This window comes from Streptomyces sp. NPDC048057 (genome assembly GCF_040653095.1).
Classification (GTDB): domain Bacteria; phylum Actinomycetota; class Actinomycetes; order Streptomycetales; family Streptomycetaceae; genus Streptomyces.
Map to the genome: position 1 here is coordinate 26,321 of NZ_JBEZNF010000038.1, position 21,548 is coordinate 47,868.

Genomic DNA, 21,548 nt, shown 5'->3' on the forward strand with positions numbered 1-21,548 from the left:
CTTGATCGCGCAGTTCCCCGCGCCCCTAAACCCTCGTTCGTCTGCGGCCCGTGGTGGGTTCCCACGCCTCTGCCACGTGCGGCGCCGAGCAGAGCAACCCAGGGGCGCTCGGGGTCCCCCCCCCGTGCCCACAGGGCACAGGGGGCGGAACTGCGCGACAAGCCACAGACAAGCCGCAGGGGGACCGACACGCCCGCAGGGCAACGGCGAACACGTCAGAGGTGCGAGGGGGCGGCTCAGGGCGCGGGTTGCATCAGGGTGGAGACCTTGGTGAAGACGTAGCCGCGTGCTCGAAGCGCGGGGACGATCTCCCGGACCGCCTCCTCCGTCACCGGCGCCGCACTCCGCGTGCAGTGGAGCACCACCACCGACCCCGGCCTCACCTGGGTGAGGACCTGCTCCGCGACCTTCTTCGGGTCCTCCGCGAACGCGTCACCGCTGACGACGTCCCACTGCACCGCCGTCACCTTCCCCGGCGCGATCGCCCGCAGCGCCGCGTCGTCGTAGCAGCCGCCCGGGAAGCGGAAGTACGGCACGACGTTGCGCGCGCCCGCCTTCCGGAACGCCGCGAAGGCGCGGTCCACGTCCGACGCCATGTCCCGCTGCGCGACCGTCGGCAGGCCGTAGCAGGGCGTCTTGAAGGCGTGGTGGCTGTACGAGTGGTTGGCGATCTCGAAGAGCGGGTCGGTGCCGATCGACCTGGCCTGGTCGGGGTACTCCTCCGCCCAGCGGCCGGTCATGAAGATCGTCGAGGGGACCTTCAGGGTCCGCAGCGCGTCGATGAGCCCGGGGTTGTCGAAGCGTTCGCCCGCCGCCGCCCGCGGGCCCTGGTCCGCGGTCATGTCGGCGTCGAAGGTGAGGGCGACCGTCCTGGGCGCCCGGTCCGGCGGGACCGCCGAGCGTTCGAAGACGGGGGTCACCCCGCCGGGGCCGGGCGCGAGGTTCGGCGGCGCCCCCGCGCCGGGGCTCTTCCCGCCGGACGCCGCCGGGGGGCCGACCGGGGCGCGCCCGGCGCCGTCCCCGCCGCAGCCGACGAGGACGGCGACCGAGGCGCCCAGCGCGATCGCAGCCGTGAGCATGCGTACGTTGATCATCACATAACGGAAAATATGTGATGATCTCACCGTTCGGTGGACGTGTTGCGGGGGTGTCGGGAACCCGGCCAGGCTGTCCACCCGAGCGGGTCAGACCCCGGGGCGGCCCCGGAGCGGAACCCGCGTCGAGGAGGAAGACCGATGGACCAGTTGCCGGCGGCGGGAGTGCTGACAGGGCCCGTCCACGTGCGGGCCGTGGGGGCCGTGCCCGACGACCGCGGCGGCGCGCTGTGGCGGCTCGCCGCCGCGGGGCGACAGTTGGACGCCAACGTCGTCCGGGTGCGCCCCGGGACGCGCATCGACACCCACGTCGAGCCGGACCTGGACGTCCTGCTGTGCGTCCTCGGCGGCGGCGGTGAGCTGGAGAGCGCCGCGGGCCGGCAGCCGCTGGAGCCCGGCTGCGTGGCCTGGCTCCCGCACGGCACGCCCCGCGCCGTGACCGCGGGGGACGACGGACTCGTCTACGTCACCGCGCACCGCCGCCGCCCCGGGCTCGCCGTCCGCGGCACGGGCCGCGCCGCGCCGGTCGACGCGGTGGACGAGGGCGGCGAGGGGGCGTGTCTGCTGCACCGGATCTGCCCCGGCTGCGACCGCCCCTCGGACGACGCGACGGCGGCGTACTGCAGCCGCTGCGGTACGCCCCTGCCGTCCTAGGCGAAGAGGCGCACCGGGCGTTGAACGCCCCGGGCGCCCCGTGCGTATCAAGGGGCGGAGCGCCACACGGGCGCTCCGCCCCCCCCCACGGGACGTCGGGCGGACCGGACTCCGGTCCGCCCGACGTCTTCTTCCGTCCGGCTCAGTCCTGCCAGGGGCCGGTGACCGCGAAGGTCGTGCCGGGCCGGTAGCAGTTGACGTACATCGTCTCCCCGTCGGGGGAGAACACCGCCCCGGCGAACTCGCCCCACTCGGGGGCCTCGGGGGTGCCGATGTTCTGGCGGTTGCGGGCCATCTCGTACAGCTCGCCCTTCCGGGAGAGCCCGTACACGTGCTGCGCGCCGTCGCCGTCCTCGCACACCATCAGGTTCCCGCCGGGGGCGAGGCAGATGTTGTCGGGGGACTCGCCCGGCAGCTGGATGTCCGTGCTCGGGCCGAAGACCACCACGAGGGTCAGCCGCCGGCGGGCCGGCTCGTACTTCCACACCTGGCCGAAGTGGTCGCCGGCGGAACCCTGGCTGCTGCGGGCGTAGCTGGAGACGAAGTACACCGAACGCCCGCCCCACCAGGCGCCCTCCAGCTTCTGGGCGCGGGTGATGCCCTTCGGGCCGAAGTCCTGCTTGCGGACGGAGGTCTGGACCGCCTGGCCGTCCGGGACGGGGACCCACTCGACGCCGTCGAACGCGGCGCCCGGCTCGGCGACGGCCGCGAGGTCGGGCACGCCGGGCACCCGCATGGCCTCCAGCGCGCCGCCGGCCCGCAGGGAACCGGGGCCGCCCAGGGGCCGGTTGGGCAGGAAGCGGTAGAAGAGGCCGAAGGGGTTGCGGGCGTCCTCCGTCTCGTACACGATCCCGGTCTTCGGGTCGACGGCGACCGCCTCGTGCGCGAAGCGGCCCATCGCGGTCAGCGGTACGGCCCCGGAGCGGTGCGGGTCGGCGCCGTCGACCTCGAAGATGAAGCCGTGGTCCTTGGTGTAGCCGTTGGTGCCGGCCTTGTTCTCGTTCTCCTCGCAGGTCAGCCAGGTGTTCCAAGGGGTCGGGCCGCCGGCGCAGTTCACCGCCGTACCGGCGATCGCCACCCGCTCCGAGCGCACGTTGCCCCGGCTGTCGAGCTCCAGGACCGTACAGCCGCCGCGGGCCGCCGGGTCGTACGTCAGGCCGGCGACGGTGGGCACGGCGAGCGGGTCGGCGTGGTCGTTCTCGTGGTTGCGGACGAGGTGGACCCGGCCGCGGCGGCCGGCGAGGGCGGCCATGCCGTCGTGACAGCCGGGGACCGCGCCCTCGCCGGAGCGCAGCGGCTCGCCCTCGCGGGACAGGACCCGGTAGCGGAAGCCCGCCGGGAGGTCGAGCAGCCCCGCGGGGTCGGGGACAAGCGGGCCGTAGCCCCGGCGACCATGGGCGGCGGCCGTGCCCGCGAAAAGTTCGGAGACGGCGCCGGCGAAGGCGATGGAGGCGCCGAGCGCCCCGGTGCGGGTGAGGACCTGGCGTCTGGTGCTTTCGGACATGAGGCAACTCCCTGTTGGCGGACAGAGAAATGACGGTCGGTCAGACGTCCCGTGGCGAGGACCGGTGCGGCCGGTGTGTCGTACGGGACGGTGAACAGGCGCGGGGAGGCGGGGAGGTGAGGGTGGCGCACGGGTCAGGAGAAAGAAGTGACCCGCACGTGTGTAGCACGCACCTGGTGGGTGCGTGAACCGTGCGGGTCACCGATGTTCGTGTGTCGTCTGAAACTCTACGTTTCCCTGGCCAAAGGCCCGGGACGGAACGTCAGGCCAGTTCGGCGGAGAGCGTGATCGTGGTGCCGGTCAGCGCCTGGCTCACCGGGCAGTTCTTCTTGGCGCCCTCGGCCGCCGCGACGAAGGTCGCCTCGTCGATGCCGGGCACCTCGCCGCGCACCGACAGGTGGATGCCGGTGATGCCCTCGCCGGGCTGGAAGGTGACGTCGGCCTTGGTCTCCAGCCGGGTGGGCGGGGTGCCGGCGCCGGTCAGGCCGTGCGAGAGCGCCATCGAGAAGCAGCTGGAGTGCGCCGCCGCGATGAGCTCCTCCGGGCTGGTCTTGCCATTGGCCTGCTCGGCGCGGGACGGCCAGGAGACCGGCTGCGTGCCGATGCCGGAGGAGTCGAAGGTGACTTCGCCGGACCCCGTGAGCAGCTCGCCCTGCCAGATCGTGTGCGCCGTGCGAGTGGTGGCCATGGTGTGGATCCCTTCTCAAGAACAGTGGTTACGCTCCCCGAACCTACTGGTCGCGCCCCGTGTCCGGGAAACGCGCCGCTACAGGAGCGGCTTCGCGTCGCGCGCCAGCGCGGTGAGGCGGGAGATCGCCCGGAAGTACTTCTTGCGGTAGCCGCCCCGCAGCATCTCCTCGCCGAACAGCTGGTCGAAGGGGAGCCCGGAGGCCAGGACGGGGACCTCCCGGTCGTACAGCCGGTCGGCGAGCACCACCAGGCGCAGCGCCGTCGACTGGTCCGGGACCGGGCCGACGCCGGTCAGGCACACCGCGGTGATCCCGTCGGTGAGCGCCCCGTACCGGCTGGGGTGCACCTTCGCGAGGTGCTCCAGCAGGGCCGGGAAGTCGTCCAGCGACGAGCCCGGGGTGGCGTACGCGGCCTTCGTGACGACGTCGTCGGCGTACGGCGCGGGGGCCTCGGGCAGCCCGCGGTGCCGGTAGTCCTCGCCGTCGATGCGCAGCGGATGGAAGTGCGCGGACAGGCCCTGGATCTCGCGCAGGAAGTCGGCGGCGGCGAACCGGCCCTCGCCGAGCTTGCCCGGCAGGGTGTTCGAGGTGGCGGCCAGGGCCACGCCCGACGCGACCAGCTTCGCCAGCAGCGACGACACCAGGACCGTGTCGCCCGGGTCGTCCAGCTCGAACTCGTCGATGCACAACAGCCGGTGGCCGCCGAGGGTGCGCACGGTCTCCTGGAAGCCGAGCGCGCCGACCAGGTTCGTCAGCTCCACGAAGGTGCCGAACGCCTTGAGCGCCGGTTCGGCGGGGGTGGCGTGCCACAGGGACGCCAGCAGGTGCGTCTTGCCGACCCCGTATCCGCCGTCCAGGTACACGCCCCGCGGGCCGGTGGGGGCGGCGGGTTTGCGGGCGAACCAGCGGCGCTTGCCCGCGCCGCTGGCGTGGGCCCCGCCGAGCCCCGCCGCGAAGGAGGACAGGACGGAGACGGCCTCGCGCTGACTGGGCTGCGCCGGGTCCGGCAGATAGGTGTCGAAGCGCACGGCGTCGAAGCGCGGCGGCGGTTTCAACTCGGCCACCAGCCGGTCGGCGGGGACGTGCGGCTCACGCTCGCACAGCGACTGCGGCGAGTCGTGGGCTATGGGACTGGTGACAGGTGACGACACAGTTCACCACTGTAAACGCCGTGTAAGACTGCACGTCATGCGACGCCTGTTCCCTGTGACCGATTCGACAGTGCCGACGGCCGGACTCGACGACCGCGAGTGGTCGCTGGACGAGCTGGCGGATGCGTACGCGTATCCGGAGGCATCCTCCGCGGGTGACGGCGCCCCCGCCGTGTGGCTGCGGGCCAACATGGTGTCCTCGCTCGACGGCGCCGCGCAGCACGAGGGGGCGTCGCAGCCGTTGTCGAGCGGCGCGGACATGCGGATCTTCGGGGTGCTGCGGGCGCTGAGCGACGTGGTGATCGCCGGCGCCGAAACGGTACGTCGAGAGGGGTACCGGGCGGCGCGGGCCCGGGACGCCTTCGCCGCGCGCCGTGCGGCGGCCGGTCAGCGGCCCGCCCCGGCGATCGCGGTGGTGAGCGCCTCCCTCGACCTGGACTTCGGGGCTCCGCTTTTCGCCGACGCACTGGTGCCCACCCTGGTGCTGACGGGCGCCGCCGCGCCCCCCGAGCGGCTGCACGCGGCGCGCAAGGAGGGCGTCGAGGTCGTGGTCGCGGGGGAGGGCGCCGGGGTGGATCCGGCGTGCGCCGTGCGGGCGCTGGCGGAGCGCGGAATGACCCGGCAGCTCACCGAGGGCGGGCCCAGGCTGCTGGGGCAGTTCGTGGCGTCCGGGGTGCTGGACGAGCTGTGCCTGACCGTGGCGCCGCTGCTCACGGCGGGTGGCGCGCAGCGGATCGCGGGCGGTCCGGAGGTCGCCGTCCCGGAGCGGTTCGCACTGGCGTCCGTCCTGGAGGAGGGCGGCTTCCTTTTCACCCGTTACCACCGCATCTGACAATCAGCGGAATTTCTCGTTCCGGTTAGCTTCGGGCGGGCACACTTACTCCTGCAGACCCCGTGCGGGCACGGGGAAGGATGGTTTCCGCAGAAGGGCTCCTGAACGTGTTCACAACCGTACTGATGATCGAGAAGCCTCTGACCCCTGACGACGTGGACTTCGTGACGACCCTCCACGGGGACGAGGGCGTTTCCTTCGTCGTGCTGTTGCAGCCCCGCGGCGACCAGGCGGACGCATTGCTGCGCGCCATCGACGACGTGGCGCTCGGCGAGCTGAAGGACGCCGTCCACGAGGGCGAGGAACCGGAGGGCGAGGACGCGCACGCCCCCGCCGAGCTCGCCCTGGAGCACTCCGTGCGCGCGCTGCGCGACGCCGGCTCCGAGGCGGTCGGACAGGTCATCGAGCGCCACCCGCTCGACAAGCTCAAGTCGGTCGTCGAGGAGGCCAACGCCGACGAGGTGATCGTGCTGACCGCGCCGCACTACGTGGAGGAGTTCTTCCACCGCGACTGGGCGTCCCGGGCGCGCCACAAGGTCGGCGTCCCGGTGCTCAAGCTCTTCGCGCACAGCGAATAGGGTGGTCCCCGGCCGGAAGAGCGACCGGCCAAAGGCTTGCACCAGAGAGGCAGACACGCATGGCATCCGCCCTTCCCACGGCCATGGAACGCCCGCACTTCATCGGCATCGGTGGCGCTGGGATGTCCGGCATCGCGCAGATCCTCGCCCGACGCGGTGCCCAGGTCGCGGGCAGCGACGCCAAGGAGTCGCCCACGGCGGATGCCCTGCGGGAGCTGGGCGCCACGGTCCACATCGGCCACGCGGCCGGGCACCTGGCCGACGACGCGAGCTGCGTCGTCGTCTCCAGCGCCATCCGCGCCGACAACCCGGAGCTGCTGCGCGCGGCCGAGCTGTCCGTACCGGTCGTCCACCGCTCCGACGCCCTGGCGTCCCTGATGCTCGGGCGCCGCGCCATCGCGGTGGCCGGCACCCACGGCAAGACCACCACCACGTCCATGCTGGCCGTGGCCCTCGGCGAGCTGGACCTCGACCCCTCGTACGCCATCGGCGGCGACCTGGCGGGGCCCGGCACCAACGCGCGGCACGGCGACGGCGAGATCTTCGTCGCCGAGGCCGACGAGAGCGACCGCAGCTTCCACAAGTACGACCCCGAGGTCGCGATCGTCCTCAACGTGGAGCTGGACCACCACGCCAATTACGCCTCGATGGACGAGATCCACGAGTCCTTCGAGACCTTCGTCGGCAAGGTCGCCCCCGGCGGCACGCTCGTCGTCTCCGCCGACCAGGAGGGCGCCGTCGAGCTGACCTCCCGGCTGGGGGGCCGCGCGGACCTGCGGATCGCCACGTACGGGGAGTCGCCGACCGCGGACGTCCGTGTCCTGAGCATCGTCCCGCACGGCCTGACCAGCGACGTCACCGTCTCGCTCGACGGTGCGGAGCTGACCTTCACGGTCTCCGTGCCCGGCCGCCACTACGCCCTGAACGCGGTCGCCGCGCTCACCGCCGGCGCCGCGCTCGACGTCCCCGCGGCCGACCTGGCGCGCGCGCTCGGCGCGTACACCGGCGTCAAGCGCCGCCTCCAGCTCAAGGGCGAGGCCGAGGGCGTCCAGGTGATCGACTCCTACGCCCACCACCCCACCGAGATGGCCGCCGACCTGGAGGCCATGCGGGGCGCCGCGGCCGACTCCCGGCTGCTCGTCGTCTTCCAGCCGCACCTCTTCTCCCGCACCCAGGAGCTGGGCAAGGAGATGGGTCAGGCGCTGGCCGCGGCGGACGCCTCCGTGGTCCTGGACATCTATCCCGCGCGCGAGGACCCGATCCCCGGCGTCACCAGCGACATGATCGTCGAGGCGGCGCGCGCGGCGGGCGCGGACGTCACTCCGGTCCGCTCCGCCGACGCCGCCTCGGTCGTCGAGGTGGTGGCGGGAATGGCGAAGCCCGGTGACCTCGTTCTCACCATGGGTGCGGGTGACGTGACGGACCTCGGTCCGCGCATCCTGGCCCGTCTGTCGAGCTGAGGAAGCGGTTTTCATGGCGTACGACATCGAGAAGCCGGACGAGCAGTGGCGCGCGGAGCTGAGCCCCGCGGAGTACCAGGTCCTGCGGCAGGCGGGCACGGAGCCCGCGTTCACCGGGGAGTACACCGACACGACGACGGAGGGCGTGTACGAGTGTCGGGCGTGCGGTGCGGAGCTGTTCCGCTCCGACACCAAGTTCGCCTCGCACTGCGGCTGGCCGTCCTTCTACGACCCCAAGGACTCCGACGCGGTCGAACTCCTGGAGGACCGCTCGCACGGCATGGTGCGGGTGGAGGTGCGGTGCGCGCGGTGCGGGTCGCACCTCGGACACGTGTTCGAGGGTGAGGGCTATCCGACGCCGACGGACCAGCGGTACTGCATCAACAGCGTCTCCCTGCGGCTGACCCCGACGGAGAGCTGACGCGTCGCCCGACGGGACGTCCCGCTGTGGCCTTGCGGCCCGGTGGTGGGCTTGTCGCGCCGTTCCCCGCGCCCCTACGCCCTTCGGGCACGAGGGGGACGCCCAGCGCCACCAAGGCCGCACCGCACCACGTTCCCCGTGGAAGTCGGGCGGGTGCGGGCCGCAGAGACCATAGCGCCCGCAGGGTCACGGCGGGGTGGTCAGGGGCGCTGTGGTCCCCCACAGGGGGGCGGAACCGCGTGAGAAGCCGCAGACGGGCCGCAGGGGCGTGACAGGGACGTCCGGGGCGGCCCGGCGCGTGGGTGGGACAATGCGCGTATGCGTTCGTCGTTGCAGGGGGAGACGCTTCGGCGCGCTCGCGCCCTCGTCGCCCGCGGACCCCGCCGGATCCTCGGCATCGCCGGTGCGCCGGGCGCCGGGAAGTCCACGTTCGCGCGGCAGCTCGTCGAGGCGCTCGGCGGGGGCGCCGTGCTCGTGCCCATGGACGGGTTCCACCTCGCGCAGGCCGAGCTCGAACGGCTCGGGCGCGCCCACCGCAAGGGCGCGCCCGACACCTTCGACGTCGAGGGGTACCTCGCGCTGCTCGCCCGGCTGCGCACCCCCTCCGCCGGCGTCACCGTGTACGCGCCCGCCTTCGACCGGGACCTGGAGGAGCCGGTCGCAGGGAGCATCGCCGTACCTCCGGACGCACCCCTGATCGTCACCGAGGGCAACTACCTGCTGCACGACGTCGGCCCCTGGGCCCGGGTCCGGTCGCTGCTCGACGAGACGTGGTACCTGGAGCTCGACCGGGACACCCGGGTGCGCCGGCTGGTGGAGCGACACGTCGCGCACGGCAAGGAGCGCGGGGACGCCGAGCGCTGGGTGGCGCGGTCCGACGAGGCGAACGCCCGGCTCGTCGCCCCGGGCCGGCACCGCGCCGACCACGTGGTGCGGTCGGGCCCGCCCGCACGCCACGGCGCCCCGAGTTGAACCCCGCTTTGCCTGGTCGGACGATCGGGGTGGGTACGCTCGAAGAAGGGCACGGCAGTCGAGTGAAGGGCGGATGACGTGGGGTTCTTCCGGCGAGGGCCGAAGCGCGACGGACGCGACGCGCCCCGGGACCCCGAGTTCTCCTACTTCTCCGTCGACGAGGGCTCCCGCTTCCGTTCCCACGTGCGGGAAGCCTTCGCCGAGCAGGGCCTGGAAGTGACGGTGTACGCGGGCGTCGTCTCCGACAGCGCGGGCCGCCAGTTCGGCCTCGCCAACCTCGCCGCCGTGGTGCACAACGACGACCGCGGCCCCCGTGCCTGGCCCGAACTCGTCCGCAAGCACGTCGGCATGGTGCTGCGCACCATGGAGGCGCCGTCCGCCCTCGACACGCTCCCCACCGAGCAGATCCGGGCCCAGCTCTATCCCCGCGTCCTCGGCGCCGAGGGCTTCGACCCGGCCGGCTTCGAGTACGCCCGCAGCCTCGGCCCCGGCCTGTGGGAGGTCATCGCGCTCGATCTGCCGGAGAGCGTCATGATGCTCACCGACGAGGCCCTCGCACCCCTCGGAGACCTGCGCTACCTGCGGGAACAGGCCCTGTACAACCTCCGCGGACTGCCCATCGAGAGCCACGAGTCCGTCAAGGGCGAGGACGGCGTGCGCTTCGAGGTGGTCGTCGGCGACTCCTTCTACACCGCCAGCCGGGTGCTGGTGCTGGAGAGCGTGGTGCGGGAGTTGACGGGGGAGACCCTGCCGCCGGAGGGAGCCCTGGTCGCCTTCCCCTTCCGGCACCAGCTCGCCTTCCACGTCATCCGGGACGTGAGCCTGATCCCCGCGCTCAACGCGCTCGCCGGCTTCGCCGCGTCCGGTTTCGCCGACACCCCCGGCGCGATCAGCCCGTACGTCTACTGGTGGCGCGACGGGACCCTCACCCAGCTCAGCGACCGCGACGACGAGGGCGACGGCGAGGGGATGCGGATCGTGGTCGGCCGGGAGTTCCAGGAGCTGCTGGAGCGGCTGATCGCCGAGGACCAGGGGATCCCGGGCGACGACGACGGCGAGCGCGGCGACGGCCCCGGCGGGGGGCGCTGACCCCACGGGCCGTTCCGCAGCGCCCGGACAGGGGTCGCGCCGGTCACCGGCCGCGGGCACGATGGGTCCATGTCCACCGAACCCGTGTCCACGACTCCCGTGCCCGCGCCCTTCACCGCCGACGACTACCGCGCCCGCATGGACCGGGCCGCCCGGGCCGCCGCGGCCGCCGGACTCGCCGGACTGCTCCTCGCCCCCGGGCCCGACCTCGTCCACCTCACCGGCTACGGGCCGCCCGCGGACACCGAACGCCTCACCCTCCTCGTGCTGTCCGAAGGGGCCGACCCCGTCCTCGTCGTGCCCGCCCTGGAGGCCCCGGACGCCGCGAAGGCCGTGGCCGCCCCCGCGCTGGCGCTGCGCGACTGGACCGACGGCATGGACCCGTACGCCATCGCCGCGGACCTCCTCGCGCCCACCGGCCGGTACGCGGTCAGCGACAACACCTGGGCCCTGCACGTCCTCGGGCTGCAAAAGGCGCTGCCGAACACCTCGTACGCGGCGCTCACGGACGTCCTGCCGATGCTGCGCGCCGTCAAGGACGCCCACGAACTGGCGCGGCTGGCCGCGGCCGGCGCCGCGGCGGACGCCACGTACGAGGAGATCCTGAAGGTGCGGTTCGCCGGTCGCCGGGAGTCGGAGGTCGCCCGTGACCTGGACGCGCTGCTGCGGCAGTTCGGCCACTCCCAGGTGGACTTCACCATCGTCGGCTCCGGCCCCAACGGCGCCAACCCCCACCACGAGGCCGGTGACCGCACCATCGAGCACGGCGACATGGTCGTGATGGACTTCGGCGGCCTCAAGGACGGATACGGCTCCGACACCACGCGCACCGTCCACGTCGGCGAGCCGACCCCGGCCGAGCAGCACGTCCACGACGTGGTGCGCGAGGCCCAGCAGGCCGGCTGCGAAGCGGTGCGGCCCGGCGTGCCGTGCCAGGACGTCGACCGCGCGGCCCGCGAGATCGTCGAAGAGGCCGGCTACGGGGACCTGTTCATCCACCGCACCGGCCACGGCATCGGCGTCACGACCCACGAGCCCCCGTACATCGTCGAAGGGGAGGAGCAGCCGCTGGTGCCCGGCATGTGCTTCTCCGTCGAGCCGGGGATCTATCTGCCGGGCCGGTTCGGCGTCCGCATCGAGGACATCGTGACGGTCACCGAGGACGGTGGCCGCCGGCTGAACGACACCGACCGGACGATGGCGATCGTCGAGTAGGCGCCTCCGGCACGGCGCCGGCCGGGCCGTGGCAGGGAGCGTTGGTCCCCGCGGGTGCGTCGTGGTTGTTCGCGCAGTTCCGCCCCCTGTGCCCTGCGGGCACGGGGGGACCCCCAGCGCCGCTGTTTCGCTGCCCCCGCATCTCGTCCGCGGGCAGCGGCAGAGGTCTTCTGGGGGCGCGGGGAACTGCGCGACCAACCCACCACCGGGGTGACGCCATCACCGCGTGGCCCCCGACGACGCCACCGCGCCCGCCAAGGTCCTAGGGCGTGTCTGACAAATCCCGTCTGGGCCGCGACGTCCGGCACGCACACTCGCCGCGTTGTCGGATCTCCCTCGTACCACCAGTACGAGGAAGACCCTCCGCCTTGCGATTGCACGCACCGGACGCCGCGGCCCCCGCCCCAAGGGCGGACGACGCTATTTGTCAGACACGCCCTAGCGGTTGTCCCCGAGCCGGGACTGCATCTCGTACGGATACGGCAGCGGTCGGGCGCTCGCCCCGTCCAGCCGGGCCCGCTGTTCCTGCGTCAGCTCCCAGCCCACCGCGCCGAGGTGGTCCGCGAGCTGCTCCGCGGTGCGCGGCCCGAGGATCGGCGCGGTCACCCCGGGCTGCTCCGCCAGCCAGCGCAGCGCCACCTGGGACGGGGTCCGGCCGGTCTCCTCGCCGACCTCCTCCAGCGCGTCCAGCACCCGCCAGGTCTCTTCCGTCGCCTTGGAGCGCCAGCCCTCCTTGCCGCTCTGCCGCTGCCAGTACGCCTCGCGCGAACCCTCGGGCACGGACTCCATGCCCCGCCGGTACTTGCCGGTCAGCCAGCCGCCGGCCAGCGGCCCCCACGGGATGACGCCGACGCCCTGTTCGGCGCAGAGCGGCAGCAGCTCCCACTCCGTCTCCCGGCAGAGCAGGTTGTAGCGCGGCTGGAGGCAGACGTACGGCTCCCAGCCCGCGTGCCGCGCCAGGTCCAGGGAGCGCTGGAGCTGGGAGGGCGTCACGTTGCTGGTGCCCAGGTAGCGCACCTTGCCCGCGGTCACCAGGGCGTCCAGGGTCGCCAGGGTCTCCTCCAGCGGGGTCCAGGCGTCCCAGATGTGGGTCTGGTACAGGTCGACGTAGTCGGTGCCCAGCCGCCGCAGGCTCGCCTCCACCGCGGCGACGAGGTGCTTGCGGCCCAGCCCCTGGTCGTTCGGCGCGTCACCCATGCGCCCCCACACCTTCGTCGCGATGACGAAGTCCTCCCGCCGCCGCTTGGCGAGCCAGCGGCCGAGGATCTCCTCCGATGCGCCCCGTGCGTACATGTCGGCGGTGTCGATGAACGTGCCGCCCGCGTCCGCGAAGGCGTCGAGGACGCGGTGGCCGTCCTCGTCGCCGCTGAAGCTCATGGTGCCGAGGGCCAGTTCGCTGACGCGCAGGCCCGTCCTGCCGAGGTTCTTCTGCTCCATGGCACCGACCCTATGGTCAGCGGAGGCGACCGTCACGTGATCACGCAGCGGTCACGGGACGAGGACGACGGCGCAGGTGTGCGGGCCGAGCCGCAGCCCGCCCGAAGCGTCGGGCGCCCCGGCCGCGTCGGGTGGATCCCAGGAGGCCAGCACCCGGGCGCCCGCGCCCACCTGCACGCGCACCGGCTCCGTCCCGAGGTTGTAGACGATCCGCAGGTCCCCGCGGCGCACCACGAACCGGCCCGACCCGTCGTGTGCCGCCCGCACCGTCGCCAGGTCCGGGTCGGTGAGGTCCGGTTGGGCGCGGCGCAGGGCGATCAGCTCCCGGTACCAGGCCAGCAGCCGGTCGTGTGGCGGGCGGGTGCGCTCGGCCCGGTCCAGGCAGGAGCGCCGACGGGTGGCGGGGTCCTGCGGATCCGGCACGTCCCCGGCGCCCCAGCCGTGCGCCGCGAACTCCTGCCGCCGGCCCTCCTGCGCGGCCCGCGCCACCTCGGGGTCGGTGTGGTCGGTGAAGTACTGCCAGGGCGTGCGGGCGCCCCACTCCTCGCCCATGAACAGCATCGGGGTGAAGGGGCCCGTCAGCACCAGGGCCGCCGCGCACGCCGACAGGCCCGGCTCCAGCGACGCCGAGAGCCGGTCCCCCGCCGCCCGGTTGCCGATCTGGTCGTGGGACTGGGCGAAGCCGACGAAGCGGTGGGCCGGGGCGCGCGTCAGGTCCACCGGGCGGCCGTGGGTGCGGCCCCGGAAGGCGGAGTACGTGCCGTCGTGGAACCACACCCGGGTCAGCGACTTGGCGAGCGCACCCGCAGCGCCGCCCTCGGGGTGGGCGGCGAAGTCGGCGTAGTAGCCCTGGGACTCGCCGGTGAGGGCGGTGTGCAGCCCGTGGTGGAAGTCGTCGTTCCACTGGGCGTGCAGCCCGAGGCCGCCCGCGTCGCGCGCCGCGGTGGTGCGCGGGTCGTTCCGGTCGGACTCGGCGATCAGGAACAGCGGTCGGCGCAGCTCGTCGGCGAGCCGGTCCACCGCGGTCGACAGCTCCTCCAGGAAGGTGCGGGCGCGGTCGTCGACGAGCGCGTGCACCGCGTCCAGCCGCAGCCCGTCCAGGCGGAACTCCCGCAGCCACCGCAGTGCGCTGCCGAGGAGGTACGCCCGCACCTCGTCCGAGCCGGGGCCGTCCAGATTGACCGCGGGGCCCCACGGGGTGCGGTGCGCCTCCGTCAGATACGGGCCGAAGGCGGGCAGCCGGTTCCCCGACGGGCCGAAGTGGTTGTGCACGACGTCCAGGACGACGCCGATGCCGTGCCCGTGCGCGGCGTCGACGAACCGCTTGAGCGCGGCCGGCCCGCCGTACGGCTCGTGCACCGCCCACGGCAGCACCCCGTCGTACCCCCAGCCGTGCACCCCGGGGAAGGGGCACAGCGGCAGCAGCTCGACATGGCTCACCCCCAGCTCCGCGAGTTCGCCGAGCCGGTCCGCCGCCGCGTCCAAGGTGCCCTCGACGGTGTACGTGCCGATGTGCAGCTCGTACAGGACGGCGCCGCGCAGCCCGCGCCCCGGCCAGTCGTGCCGCCAGTCGTACGCGTCGGGGAGTACGACCGCGCTCGGACCCTCGGGGCCGTCGGGCTGGCGGCGCGAGCGCGGGTCGGGCAGCACCGGGCCGTCGTCGAGCGCGAAGCCGTACCGCGTGCCGTCGTCCGCGTCCGCCTCGGCGCACCACCAGCCCGGACGGTCCTCGTCGCGCTCCGTCGCCCGCCGCTCGCCCGCCAGCCACAGCGTGACCCGCTCGCGAGCGCGGGGCGCCCACACCTCGAACAGCACCGCATCCCCTCGTCCTCGACGCCGTACGCAGCCCGTACGACGGACCCGGGCCGGGCCGCCGGGGCCGTACGGCCTCCATCCTGACAAGCCCGGGGCCCGGAGGGGCGGTCGGTGCGGCCAGTGGGGTCACGGGCCACGCCGATGGCTCGCCCGGTGCGCGTGCGGCACGGGGGTGCCCGGAACTCGCTGGACACCCCCGCGCACGATCAACGCTCAGGACGGGACCGCGTACGGATCACACGGAGGTGGGCGCCGACCCCGGCAGCAGGTCGATGCGCTCCTGCACGACCGGATAGCCGGCCCGGGCGAAGTTCTTCGCCATGGGCACGTTCGGCTGGTCCGTGGCCGCGGCGATCTCCCGGGCCCCCTCCTCGACGAGCCGGTGGGTGCACTCCACCAGCAGGTCGTAGGCGTAGCCGTGGCCGCGGGCCTCGGGCACCACCCCGATGAAGCCGACGCACGGCCCGCTCGGGTTGTGGGCGGGCACGTGCAGCCCGACCAGTTCCCCGTCCGGGGCGTACGCGAACTGCAACCACTCGCGCGGCGAGGGGCACCAGTGGAAGAACTCCAACTCCTCACGGGCCGCCTGCTCCAGGCCGCCCTCCTCGATGGCCCGCAGCGCGTGCGCGTCCAGGGTGCCGGTGTGGACCCGCCGCAGCACGTCCAGCACGACCTCGTCGTCCGGCTCCGGCCGGAACACCAGCCGGCCCGGCCGCTCGGGGAGCCCGCGCTCGGGCGTCCACAGATAGCGGTACCGCTCGACGAGGACGCTCATGCCGGCGGCTTCGGCGGCCCGGATCCGGGCTTCGCCGGCGGCCTTCAGCGCCGGGTCGGCGCGCCAGTCGGCGGGCAGCACCAGTTCGTAGTCCACCTGGTGGGGAGAGGTGCGCAGCAGTTCGGCGCCGGCCTCCTCCTCGCCTTCGGCGACGTCGAACCAGTTGACGTTGAGGGGGGAGGTGTCGTCGGGGCCGCCCCACCAGGCGGCGCGGGCGACGACCCTGCCGTCGCGCAGCGCGACCCGCTTCCACTCGGGGCGGTAGGTCCTGCGGGCCATCGCCTCGGTCATGCCGAGCGGGTCGGGCAGGGTGTCGAAAAGATGGGCGTCGCCCTCGGAAAGGGCACGGATGACCAGAGAGGTCATGGAAAAAGCCTCCGGGATGCACAACTACGGATGAAGTGCGCTCCCGGTCAGCTGACGAACGCGCGAAGGTGCGGAAGGGAGCGCGAGAATGCGATGGACTGCACGGCACTCGCCTCCTTCCGATCCGGTCTCTTCGGCGTCGTGAGCACGCTAACCCGAGAGACCTCCGGCCGTCCAACGGCTTTTCCCGGGGCGCCCGTGTTTCCGAGCCGTACCGGAACCGTAGCTTCCGTGCAGGTCAACACCCGGACCGTGGCGGTCGAAGCGGCCGATCGTGTGGACACCTCGACCGTGCCGGACCGACAATTGACGGCGTGACGTCGTCCACCGAGTTCCCCGCGCTGCCCGCCGGCCCCGTACCCCCGCGTCCCACCGACGCCGAGCGGGACCGGGTCATCGGGCAGCTCACCGACGGCGCGGCCGACGGCCGGCTCTCGTACGCCACGTTCGAGCGCCGGATGGAACTGGCCCTGGCCGCCCGCGATCCGGACCAACTCAAGTCCCTCACCGCCGATCTGCGCGGCGACGGCGACCTCGCCCACCGGCTGGTCCGCTCGGTGGGCGGGGTGTCCGCCTTCTTCGTACGGCTGCGCAGGGCATGGCACGCCGAGAAGCTCCCGGCGCTGCTGCTGCCCGAGCCGGGGCCCGACGCCCTGCGGATAGGCCGCGACCCGGGCAACGGCCTGCGGCTGAGCCATGAGAGCGTCTCCCGGGCGCACGCGGAGCTGAGCCTGCGCCACGGCGTGTGGATCCTGCGGGACCTCGGCTCCACCAACGGCACCACCGTCAACGGCCGCCGGGTGACCGGCGCGATCCCGGTGCGCGCCGGCGACGCGGTCACCTTCGGCAACATCGCCTTCCGCCTCACCGCCCGCTGACGCCACGTCATCCGGCCGCGTGCGCCGTGGCGTTCAGTCGCGCGGGCGGGCCAGCAGCGCCACCGGGCCCTCCAGGAACAGCTCCGCCACCGCCACCCGCCCGCCGCGCACCGCCCGCCCTGCGAGCACGTCCGCCCACGGCCCCTCCGGCAGCTCCACCTCCGTCCCGCGCCACCCCCCGGCCCGCTCCAGCCGCAGCGCCAGCCGGGTGACGGCCACCACCACCTCGCCCTTGCGGCAGTACGCCACGCAGTGCTCGGCCGCCGGCCCGCTGACCTCCAGCGGTGCGTACGCGCCCGACGCGCCGAACACCTCCGGGCGCTCCCGGCGCAGCCGCAGCGCCGCCCGGGTCAGTGCCGTCTTCTCGTCGCCCGCACCCTCGTCGAACGGCGCACGGTTGTCCGGGTCCACCAGCGCCAGGTACTCCCGCTCCGTGCCCTGGTACACGTCCGGCACGCCCGGCATCGTCAGGTGCAGCAGCGCAGCGCCCAGTGCGTTCGCCCGCGCCCACGGCTCCAACTCGCGGGCGAACTGCGCCACCGTGTACAGCGGGGGACCGGCCGGGCCGGCCGCGACGAAGGCCGCCAGCGCCCGCTCGTACGTCTCGTCCGGCTCCGTCCAACTGGTGTGCAGCGCCGCCTCCCTGGCCCCCTTCAGCAGCGCCGCCCGCAGCCGGTCCTCGTACGGGAAGCCGAAGCCGACCGCGGTCTGCCACGCGGCCCACGCCACCTGAGCGTCGGGCGCCCGCCCGCCATCCGTGCGCGCCGCCTCCTCGGTGACCTGCGCCAAGAAGGCGTCCCACCGCTCGGGGCACTGGGACAGCACCGCGATCCGCGCCCGCACGTCCGCGCTGCGCTTGGTGTCGTGTGTGGTGAGCACCGTGCCCGTGGTCGGCCAGTCGCGGGCGATGCGCCCGCAGTGCTCGTGGAACGCGGCCGGAGTGAGGGCGGGCTCGCCCGGGTCCCCGCCGACCTCGTTCGCGCTCAGCAGCGGGACGTACCGGTAGAAGGCCGTGTCCTCCACCGACTTCGCCCGCAGCGCGGACGCCGTCTGGGCGAACCGGGCGCGGAAGGCGTCGTGGTCCGCGCCCGCGCCGAGCCGCCCGAGCGCCAGGTCCCGTACGACGTCCACCGCGGAGCTCTCCGCCAGCACCGGGAAGGTGGCCTTCGCCACCGCCGCGGCCCGCAGCGTCAGCACCTCCTCGCCGCCCACCCGGTACGGCCGGTACACCGGCAGCCGCACCAGCAGCTCCCGGACCGCGGCCCGCAGCGCCCACGGCGCGTGGTCGCGCAGCGCCGGCTCCCCGGCGCACACCCGCACCGCGAGCCGGGTCAGCGCCGCGGTCTCCGACGCCAACGCGTGGGTGACCACCCGGTGGGCGGCGCGGCGGGCCGTCGCGTCCCAGTGGCCGCCGCGGTCGCCCGCGACGTCGGTGAACCGCCGGTAGGAGGTGGTGAGTTCGGCCGCACCCTGCGGATCGGTGAAGAGGCCGTCCACGTACCGCAGCGCGTCGTACCCCGTCGTGCCGGCGACCGGCCAGGACGGCGGCAGGTGCTCGCCGCCGGCGAGGACCTTCTCCACCACCGTCCAGCACGCCCCGCCCGTCGCCTCGTCGAGCCGCGCGAGGTACGCCTCCGGGTCCGCGAGTCCGTCGGGGTGGTCCACCCGCAGCCCCTCCACCACCCCGTCCCGGACCAGCTCCAGGATCTTCGCGTGGGTGGCGTCGAAGACCGCCGGGTCCTCCACCCGCACCCCGATCAGCTCCGCGACGGTGAAGAAGCGCCGGTACGTCAGCTCGGTGCGGGCCAGCCGCCACCAGCCGAGCCGGTAGTGCTGGGCGTCCAACAGCTCCACCAGGTCCGCGTCGGGGGCGGGCCCGTCGGCGCGCAGCGGGAAGCGGTGCTCCCCGTACTCCACCGCGTCGCCGTTCACCCGTACGGCCGCCAGCTCCTCCCCGAACGGCCCGGCCAGCACCGGCAGCAGCACCCGCCCGCCGCCCGCGTCCCAGTCGACGTCGAACCAGCGGGCGTACGGCGAGGCGGGGCCGGAGCGCAGCACCTCCCACAGCGCGGGGGAGTGGCGCGGGCAGAGTGCCATGTGGTTCGGCACGACGTCCACCACCAGGCCCATGCCGTGCTCCCGCGCGGCCCGCGCCAGTGCCCGCAGGCCGTCCTCGCCGCCGAGTTCGGCCCGCACGCGGGTGGGGTCCGTGACGTCGTAGCCGTGGGTGGAGCCGGGCACGGCCTCCAGCACCGGCGACAGGTGCAGATGCGAGATCCCCAGCCCCGCGAGGTACGGCAGCACGGCCGCGGCCCGCGCGAAGGGGAAGTCGGGCTGGAGCTGGAGCCGATAGGTGGAGGTCGGGTTCATGGTGGCGTACGTACCCGCGCGGACGGCACCTGTGTCAGTGCCACCGCTCCGGGCATCCCCCGGTGGAGTGACCCCGCACCCGGTCGGCCGCTACGCGGGCCGCCGCAGCACCGTCAGACTGCGGTTCAGCAGCCGGATCCGCTGGCCGCCCACCACCTTCGTGCCGCCGCCCGGAGGCACCCCCGCCGTCCGGGCGGTGTCCACCACCACCTGCCACTCGCGGCCGTGGTGCACGGGCACGGTGAAGTCGAGGTCCGCGTCGCCGGCGTTCACCATCAGCAGGAACGAGTCGTCCCGGATCCGCTCCCCGCGCGGGCCCGGCTCGGAGATCGCGTGCCCGTTGAGGAACACCGACATCGCCCGGGCCTGCGCCGACTGCCAGTCCCGCTGCCGCATCTCCGTGCCCTGCGGGGTGAACCAGGCGATGTCCGTCAGCTCGTCGTGGGTGCCCTGCACCGGCCGGCCGCGGAAGAAGCGACGACGGCGGAAGACCGGGTGGTCGCGCCGCAGCCACACCATCGCCCGGGTGAACTCCAGCAGCGACCGCCGCGCGAGACCGTCGTCCTCCGCACCGTCCTCGGCCGGGTCGGACTGCGGCCAGTGGACCCACGCCAGCTCGTCGTCCTGGCAGTACGCGTTGTTGTTGCCGCCCTGGGTGCGGCCGAACTCGTCGCCGTGGCTGAGCATCGGCACGCCCTGCGAGAGCATCAGCGTGGCGATGAAGTTCCGCATCTGCCGGGCCCGTAGCTCCCGCACCCCGGGGTCGTCGCTCTCGCCCTCCACCCCGCAGTTCCAGGAGCGGTTGTGGCTCTCGCCGTCCCGGTTCTGCTCGCCGTTCGCCTCGTTGTGCTTCTCGTCGTACGACACCAGGTCCCGCAGCGTGAAGCCGTCGTGGCAGGTGACGAAGTTGATGGAGGCCAGCGGGCGCCGCCCGTCGTCCTGGTAGAGGTCGGACGAGCCGGTGAGCCGGGAGGCGAACTCGGCGAGGGTGCGCGGCTCGCCGCGCCACAGGTCGCGCACCGTGTCGCGGTACTTGCCGTTCCACTCGGTCCACAACGGGGGGAAGTTCCCCACCTGGTAGCCGCCCTCGCCCAGGTCCCACGGCTCCGCGATCAGCTTCACCTGGCTGACCACCGGGTCCTGCTGCACCAGGTCGAAGAAGGATGACAGCCGGTCCACCTCGTGGAACTGCCGGGCCAGCGTCGCCGCCAGGTCGAAGCGGAACCCGTCGACGTGCATCTCGGTGACCCAGTACCGCAGCGAGTCCATGACCAGCTGGAGGACGTGGGGGGAGCGCATCAGCAGCGAGTTCCCGGTCCCGGTGGTGTCCGTGTAGTGCCGCCGGTCCTCCGCCAGCCGGTAGTACGACGCGTTGTCCAACCCCCGGAAGGAGAGCGTCGGGCCGAGGTGGTTCCCCTCCGCGGTGTGGTTGTAGACCACGTCGAGGATGACCTCGATGCCCGCCTGGTGCAGCGCGCGCACCGCGTGCTTGAACTCCAGCACCTGCTCGCCCCGGTCGCCCCAGGAGGCGTACGCGTTGTGCGGGGCGAAGAACCCGATCGTGTTGTAGCCCCAGTAGTTGCGCAGCCCCGCGTCCACCAACCGGTGGTCGTGCACGAACTGGTGCACCGGCATCAGCTCCAGCGTGGTGACGCCCAGCTCCGTCAGGTGCGAGACCACCGCCGGGTGGGCCAGCCCCGCGTACGTGCCGCGCAGCTCCGGCGGCAGCTCGGGGTGGAGCATCGTCAGACCCTTCACATGGGCCTCGTAGATCACCGTGCGGTGGTAGTCCGTCCGGGGCGAACGGTCGTCGCCCCAGTCGAAGTACGGGTTCACCACCACCGAGCTCATGGTGTGCGCCGCCGAGTCCAGGTCGTTGCGGGAGTCGGGCCGGCCGAAGCGGTATCCGTAGACGGACTCGTCCCACCGCACGCTTCCGCTCATCGCACGGGCGTACGGGTCGAGCAGCAGTTTGGCGGAGTTGCACCGCTGCCCGCGCTCCGGCGCGTACGGGCCGCACACCCTGAAGCCGTACCGCTGCCCCGGCATCACCCCCGGCAGGTAGGCGTGGCGCACAAAGGCGTCCGTCTCCCGCAGCTCCACCGCGGTCTGGGACCCGTCGTCGTGCAGGAGGCACAGTTCGATGCGGGACGCGGCCTCCGAGAACACCGCGAAGTTCGTGCCGGCGCCGTCGTACGTGGCACCGAGGGGATACGCCTGCCCCGGCCAGACCTGCATGGATCGACTC

General features: G+C 73.5%; 18 protein-coding genes. 9 read left to right on the forward strand and 9 right to left on the reverse strand.

Annotation, left to right across the window (positions count from 1 at the left end):
- Nucleotides 1-236: 236 nt before the first annotated feature.
- A complete protein-coding gene (locus AB0E05_RS32475; protein WP_361970469.1) occupies nt 237-1,094 on the reverse strand; it encodes a polysaccharide deacetylase family protein in 858 nt (285 codons plus the stop codon).
- A gap of 141 nt (nt 1,095-1,235) precedes the next feature.
- Here AB0E05_RS32475 and AB0E05_RS32480 point away from each other — a divergent pair, with 141 nt between their 5' ends.
- On the forward strand, nt 1,236-1,748 hold the full coding sequence (locus AB0E05_RS32480; protein ID WP_361970471.1) for a cupin domain-containing protein: 513 nt from the start codon (nt 1,236-1,238) through the stop codon (nt 1,746-1,748).
- A gap of 142 nt (nt 1,749-1,890) precedes the next feature.
- On the opposite strand, the gene AB0E05_RS32485 is transcribed toward AB0E05_RS32480, so the two are convergent.
- From AB0E05_RS32485 to zapE, 3 genes are all read right to left on the reverse strand, one after another.
- A complete protein-coding gene (locus AB0E05_RS32485; protein WP_361970473.1) occupies nt 1,891-3,252 on the reverse strand; it encodes an alkaline phosphatase PhoX in 1,362 nt (453 codons plus the stop codon).
- Between the two features lie 262 nt (nt 3,253-3,514).
- Entirely contained in the window at nt 3,515-3,940 is a 426-nt protein-coding gene (locus tag AB0E05_RS32490; protein ID WP_361970475.1) for an OsmC family protein, read from the reverse strand.
- Nucleotides 3,941-4,018: 78 nt separating this feature from the next.
- Nucleotides 4,019-5,092, reverse strand: a complete 1,074-nt coding sequence (gene zapE, locus AB0E05_RS32495; protein ID WP_361970478.1) for a cell division protein ZapE — start codon at nt 5,090-5,092, stop codon at nt 4,019-4,021.
- Between the two features lie 37 nt (nt 5,093-5,129).
- Here zapE and AB0E05_RS32500 point away from each other — a divergent pair, with 37 nt between their 5' ends.
- The 7 genes from AB0E05_RS32500 to AB0E05_RS32530 all read left to right on the forward strand — a co-directional run bounded on the left by AB0E05_RS32500 (nt 5,130) and on the right by AB0E05_RS32530 (nt 11,659).
- Entirely contained in the window at nt 5,130-5,924 is a 795-nt protein-coding gene (locus AB0E05_RS32500) for a pyrimidine reductase family protein (RefSeq protein ID WP_361970480.1), read from the forward strand.
- Between the two features lie 125 nt (nt 5,925-6,049).
- Nucleotides 6,050-6,502, forward strand: a complete 453-nt coding sequence (locus AB0E05_RS32505; protein WP_361970482.1) for an indole-3-glycerol phosphate synthase — start codon at nt 6,050-6,052, stop codon at nt 6,500-6,502.
- Nucleotides 6,503-6,561: 59 nt separating this feature from the next.
- Nucleotides 6,562-7,962 carry a UDP-N-acetylmuramate--L-alanine ligase gene (murC, locus tag AB0E05_RS32510; RefSeq protein ID WP_361970484.1) on the forward strand — a complete coding sequence of 467 codons (1,401 nt, stop codon included), beginning with the start codon at nt 6,562-6,564 and terminating at the stop codon, nt 7,960-7,962.
- A gap of 13 nt (nt 7,963-7,975) precedes the next feature.
- Nucleotides 7,976-8,383: a peptide-methionine (R)-S-oxide reductase MsrB gene (gene msrB / locus AB0E05_RS32515; RefSeq protein ID WP_361970486.1), complete on the forward strand. Its 408-nt coding sequence runs from the start codon at nt 7,976-7,978 to the stop codon at nt 8,381-8,383.
- Between the two features lie 318 nt (nt 8,384-8,701).
- The gene (locus AB0E05_RS32520) at nt 8,702-9,355 is read left to right on the forward strand and encodes a nucleoside/nucleotide kinase family protein (RefSeq protein WP_361970488.1); all 654 of its coding nucleotides are present in this window, start codon (nt 8,702-8,704) and stop codon (nt 9,353-9,355) included.
- A gap of 78 nt (nt 9,356-9,433) precedes the next feature.
- Nucleotides 9,434-10,444 (forward strand): hypothetical protein, encoded by a 1,011-nt coding sequence (locus tag AB0E05_RS32525; RefSeq protein ID WP_361970490.1) that lies wholly within the window; start codon nt 9,434-9,436, stop codon nt 10,442-10,444.
- Between the two features lie 69 nt (nt 10,445-10,513).
- Nucleotides 10,514-11,659 (forward strand): M24 family metallopeptidase, encoded by a 1,146-nt coding sequence (locus AB0E05_RS32530; protein ID WP_361970492.1) that lies wholly within the window; start codon nt 10,514-10,516, stop codon nt 11,657-11,659.
- A gap of 438 nt (nt 11,660-12,097) precedes the next feature.
- Here AB0E05_RS32530 and AB0E05_RS32535 read toward each other — a convergent pair whose 3' ends face one another.
- The 3 genes from AB0E05_RS32535 to AB0E05_RS32545 all read right to left on the reverse strand — a co-directional run bounded on the left by AB0E05_RS32535 (nt 12,098) and on the right by AB0E05_RS32545 (nt 16,052).
- Nucleotides 12,098-13,096: an aldo/keto reductase gene (locus AB0E05_RS32535; RefSeq protein ID WP_361970493.1), complete on the reverse strand. Its 999-nt coding sequence runs from the start codon at nt 13,094-13,096 to the stop codon at nt 12,098-12,100.
- 51 nt (nt 13,097-13,147) lie between these two features.
- The gene (treZ, locus tag AB0E05_RS32540) at nt 13,148-14,911 is read right to left on the reverse strand and encodes a malto-oligosyltrehalose trehalohydrolase (protein WP_361970495.1); all 1,764 of its coding nucleotides are present in this window, start codon (nt 14,909-14,911) and stop codon (nt 13,148-13,150) included.
- Nucleotides 14,912-15,146: 235 nt separating this feature from the next.
- On the reverse strand, nt 15,147-16,052 hold the full coding sequence (locus tag AB0E05_RS32545; protein WP_361970497.1) for a GNAT family N-acetyltransferase: 906 nt from the start codon (nt 16,050-16,052) through the stop codon (nt 15,147-15,149).
- Between the two features lie 314 nt (nt 16,053-16,366).
- Here AB0E05_RS32545 and AB0E05_RS32550 point away from each other — a divergent pair, with 314 nt between their 5' ends.
- Complete coding sequence (locus AB0E05_RS32550; RefSeq protein WP_361970498.1) at nt 16,367-16,930, forward strand: DUF1707 and FHA domain-containing protein; 564 nt, start codon at nt 16,367-16,369, stop codon at nt 16,928-16,930.
- Nucleotides 16,931-16,963: 33 nt separating this feature from the next.
- Here AB0E05_RS32550 and treY read toward each other — a convergent pair whose 3' ends face one another.
- Nucleotides 16,964-19,300 (reverse strand): malto-oligosyltrehalose synthase, encoded by a 2,337-nt coding sequence (gene treY / locus AB0E05_RS32555; protein ID WP_361970500.1) that lies wholly within the window; start codon nt 19,298-19,300, stop codon nt 16,964-16,966.
- A 90-nt stretch (nt 19,301-19,390) separates the two neighbouring features.
- Nucleotides 19,391-21,538: a glycogen debranching protein GlgX gene (gene glgX, locus AB0E05_RS32560; RefSeq protein ID WP_361970502.1), complete on the reverse strand. Its 2,148-nt coding sequence runs from the start codon at nt 21,536-21,538 to the stop codon at nt 19,391-19,393.
- Nucleotides 21,539-21,548 lie beyond the last annotated feature (10 nt).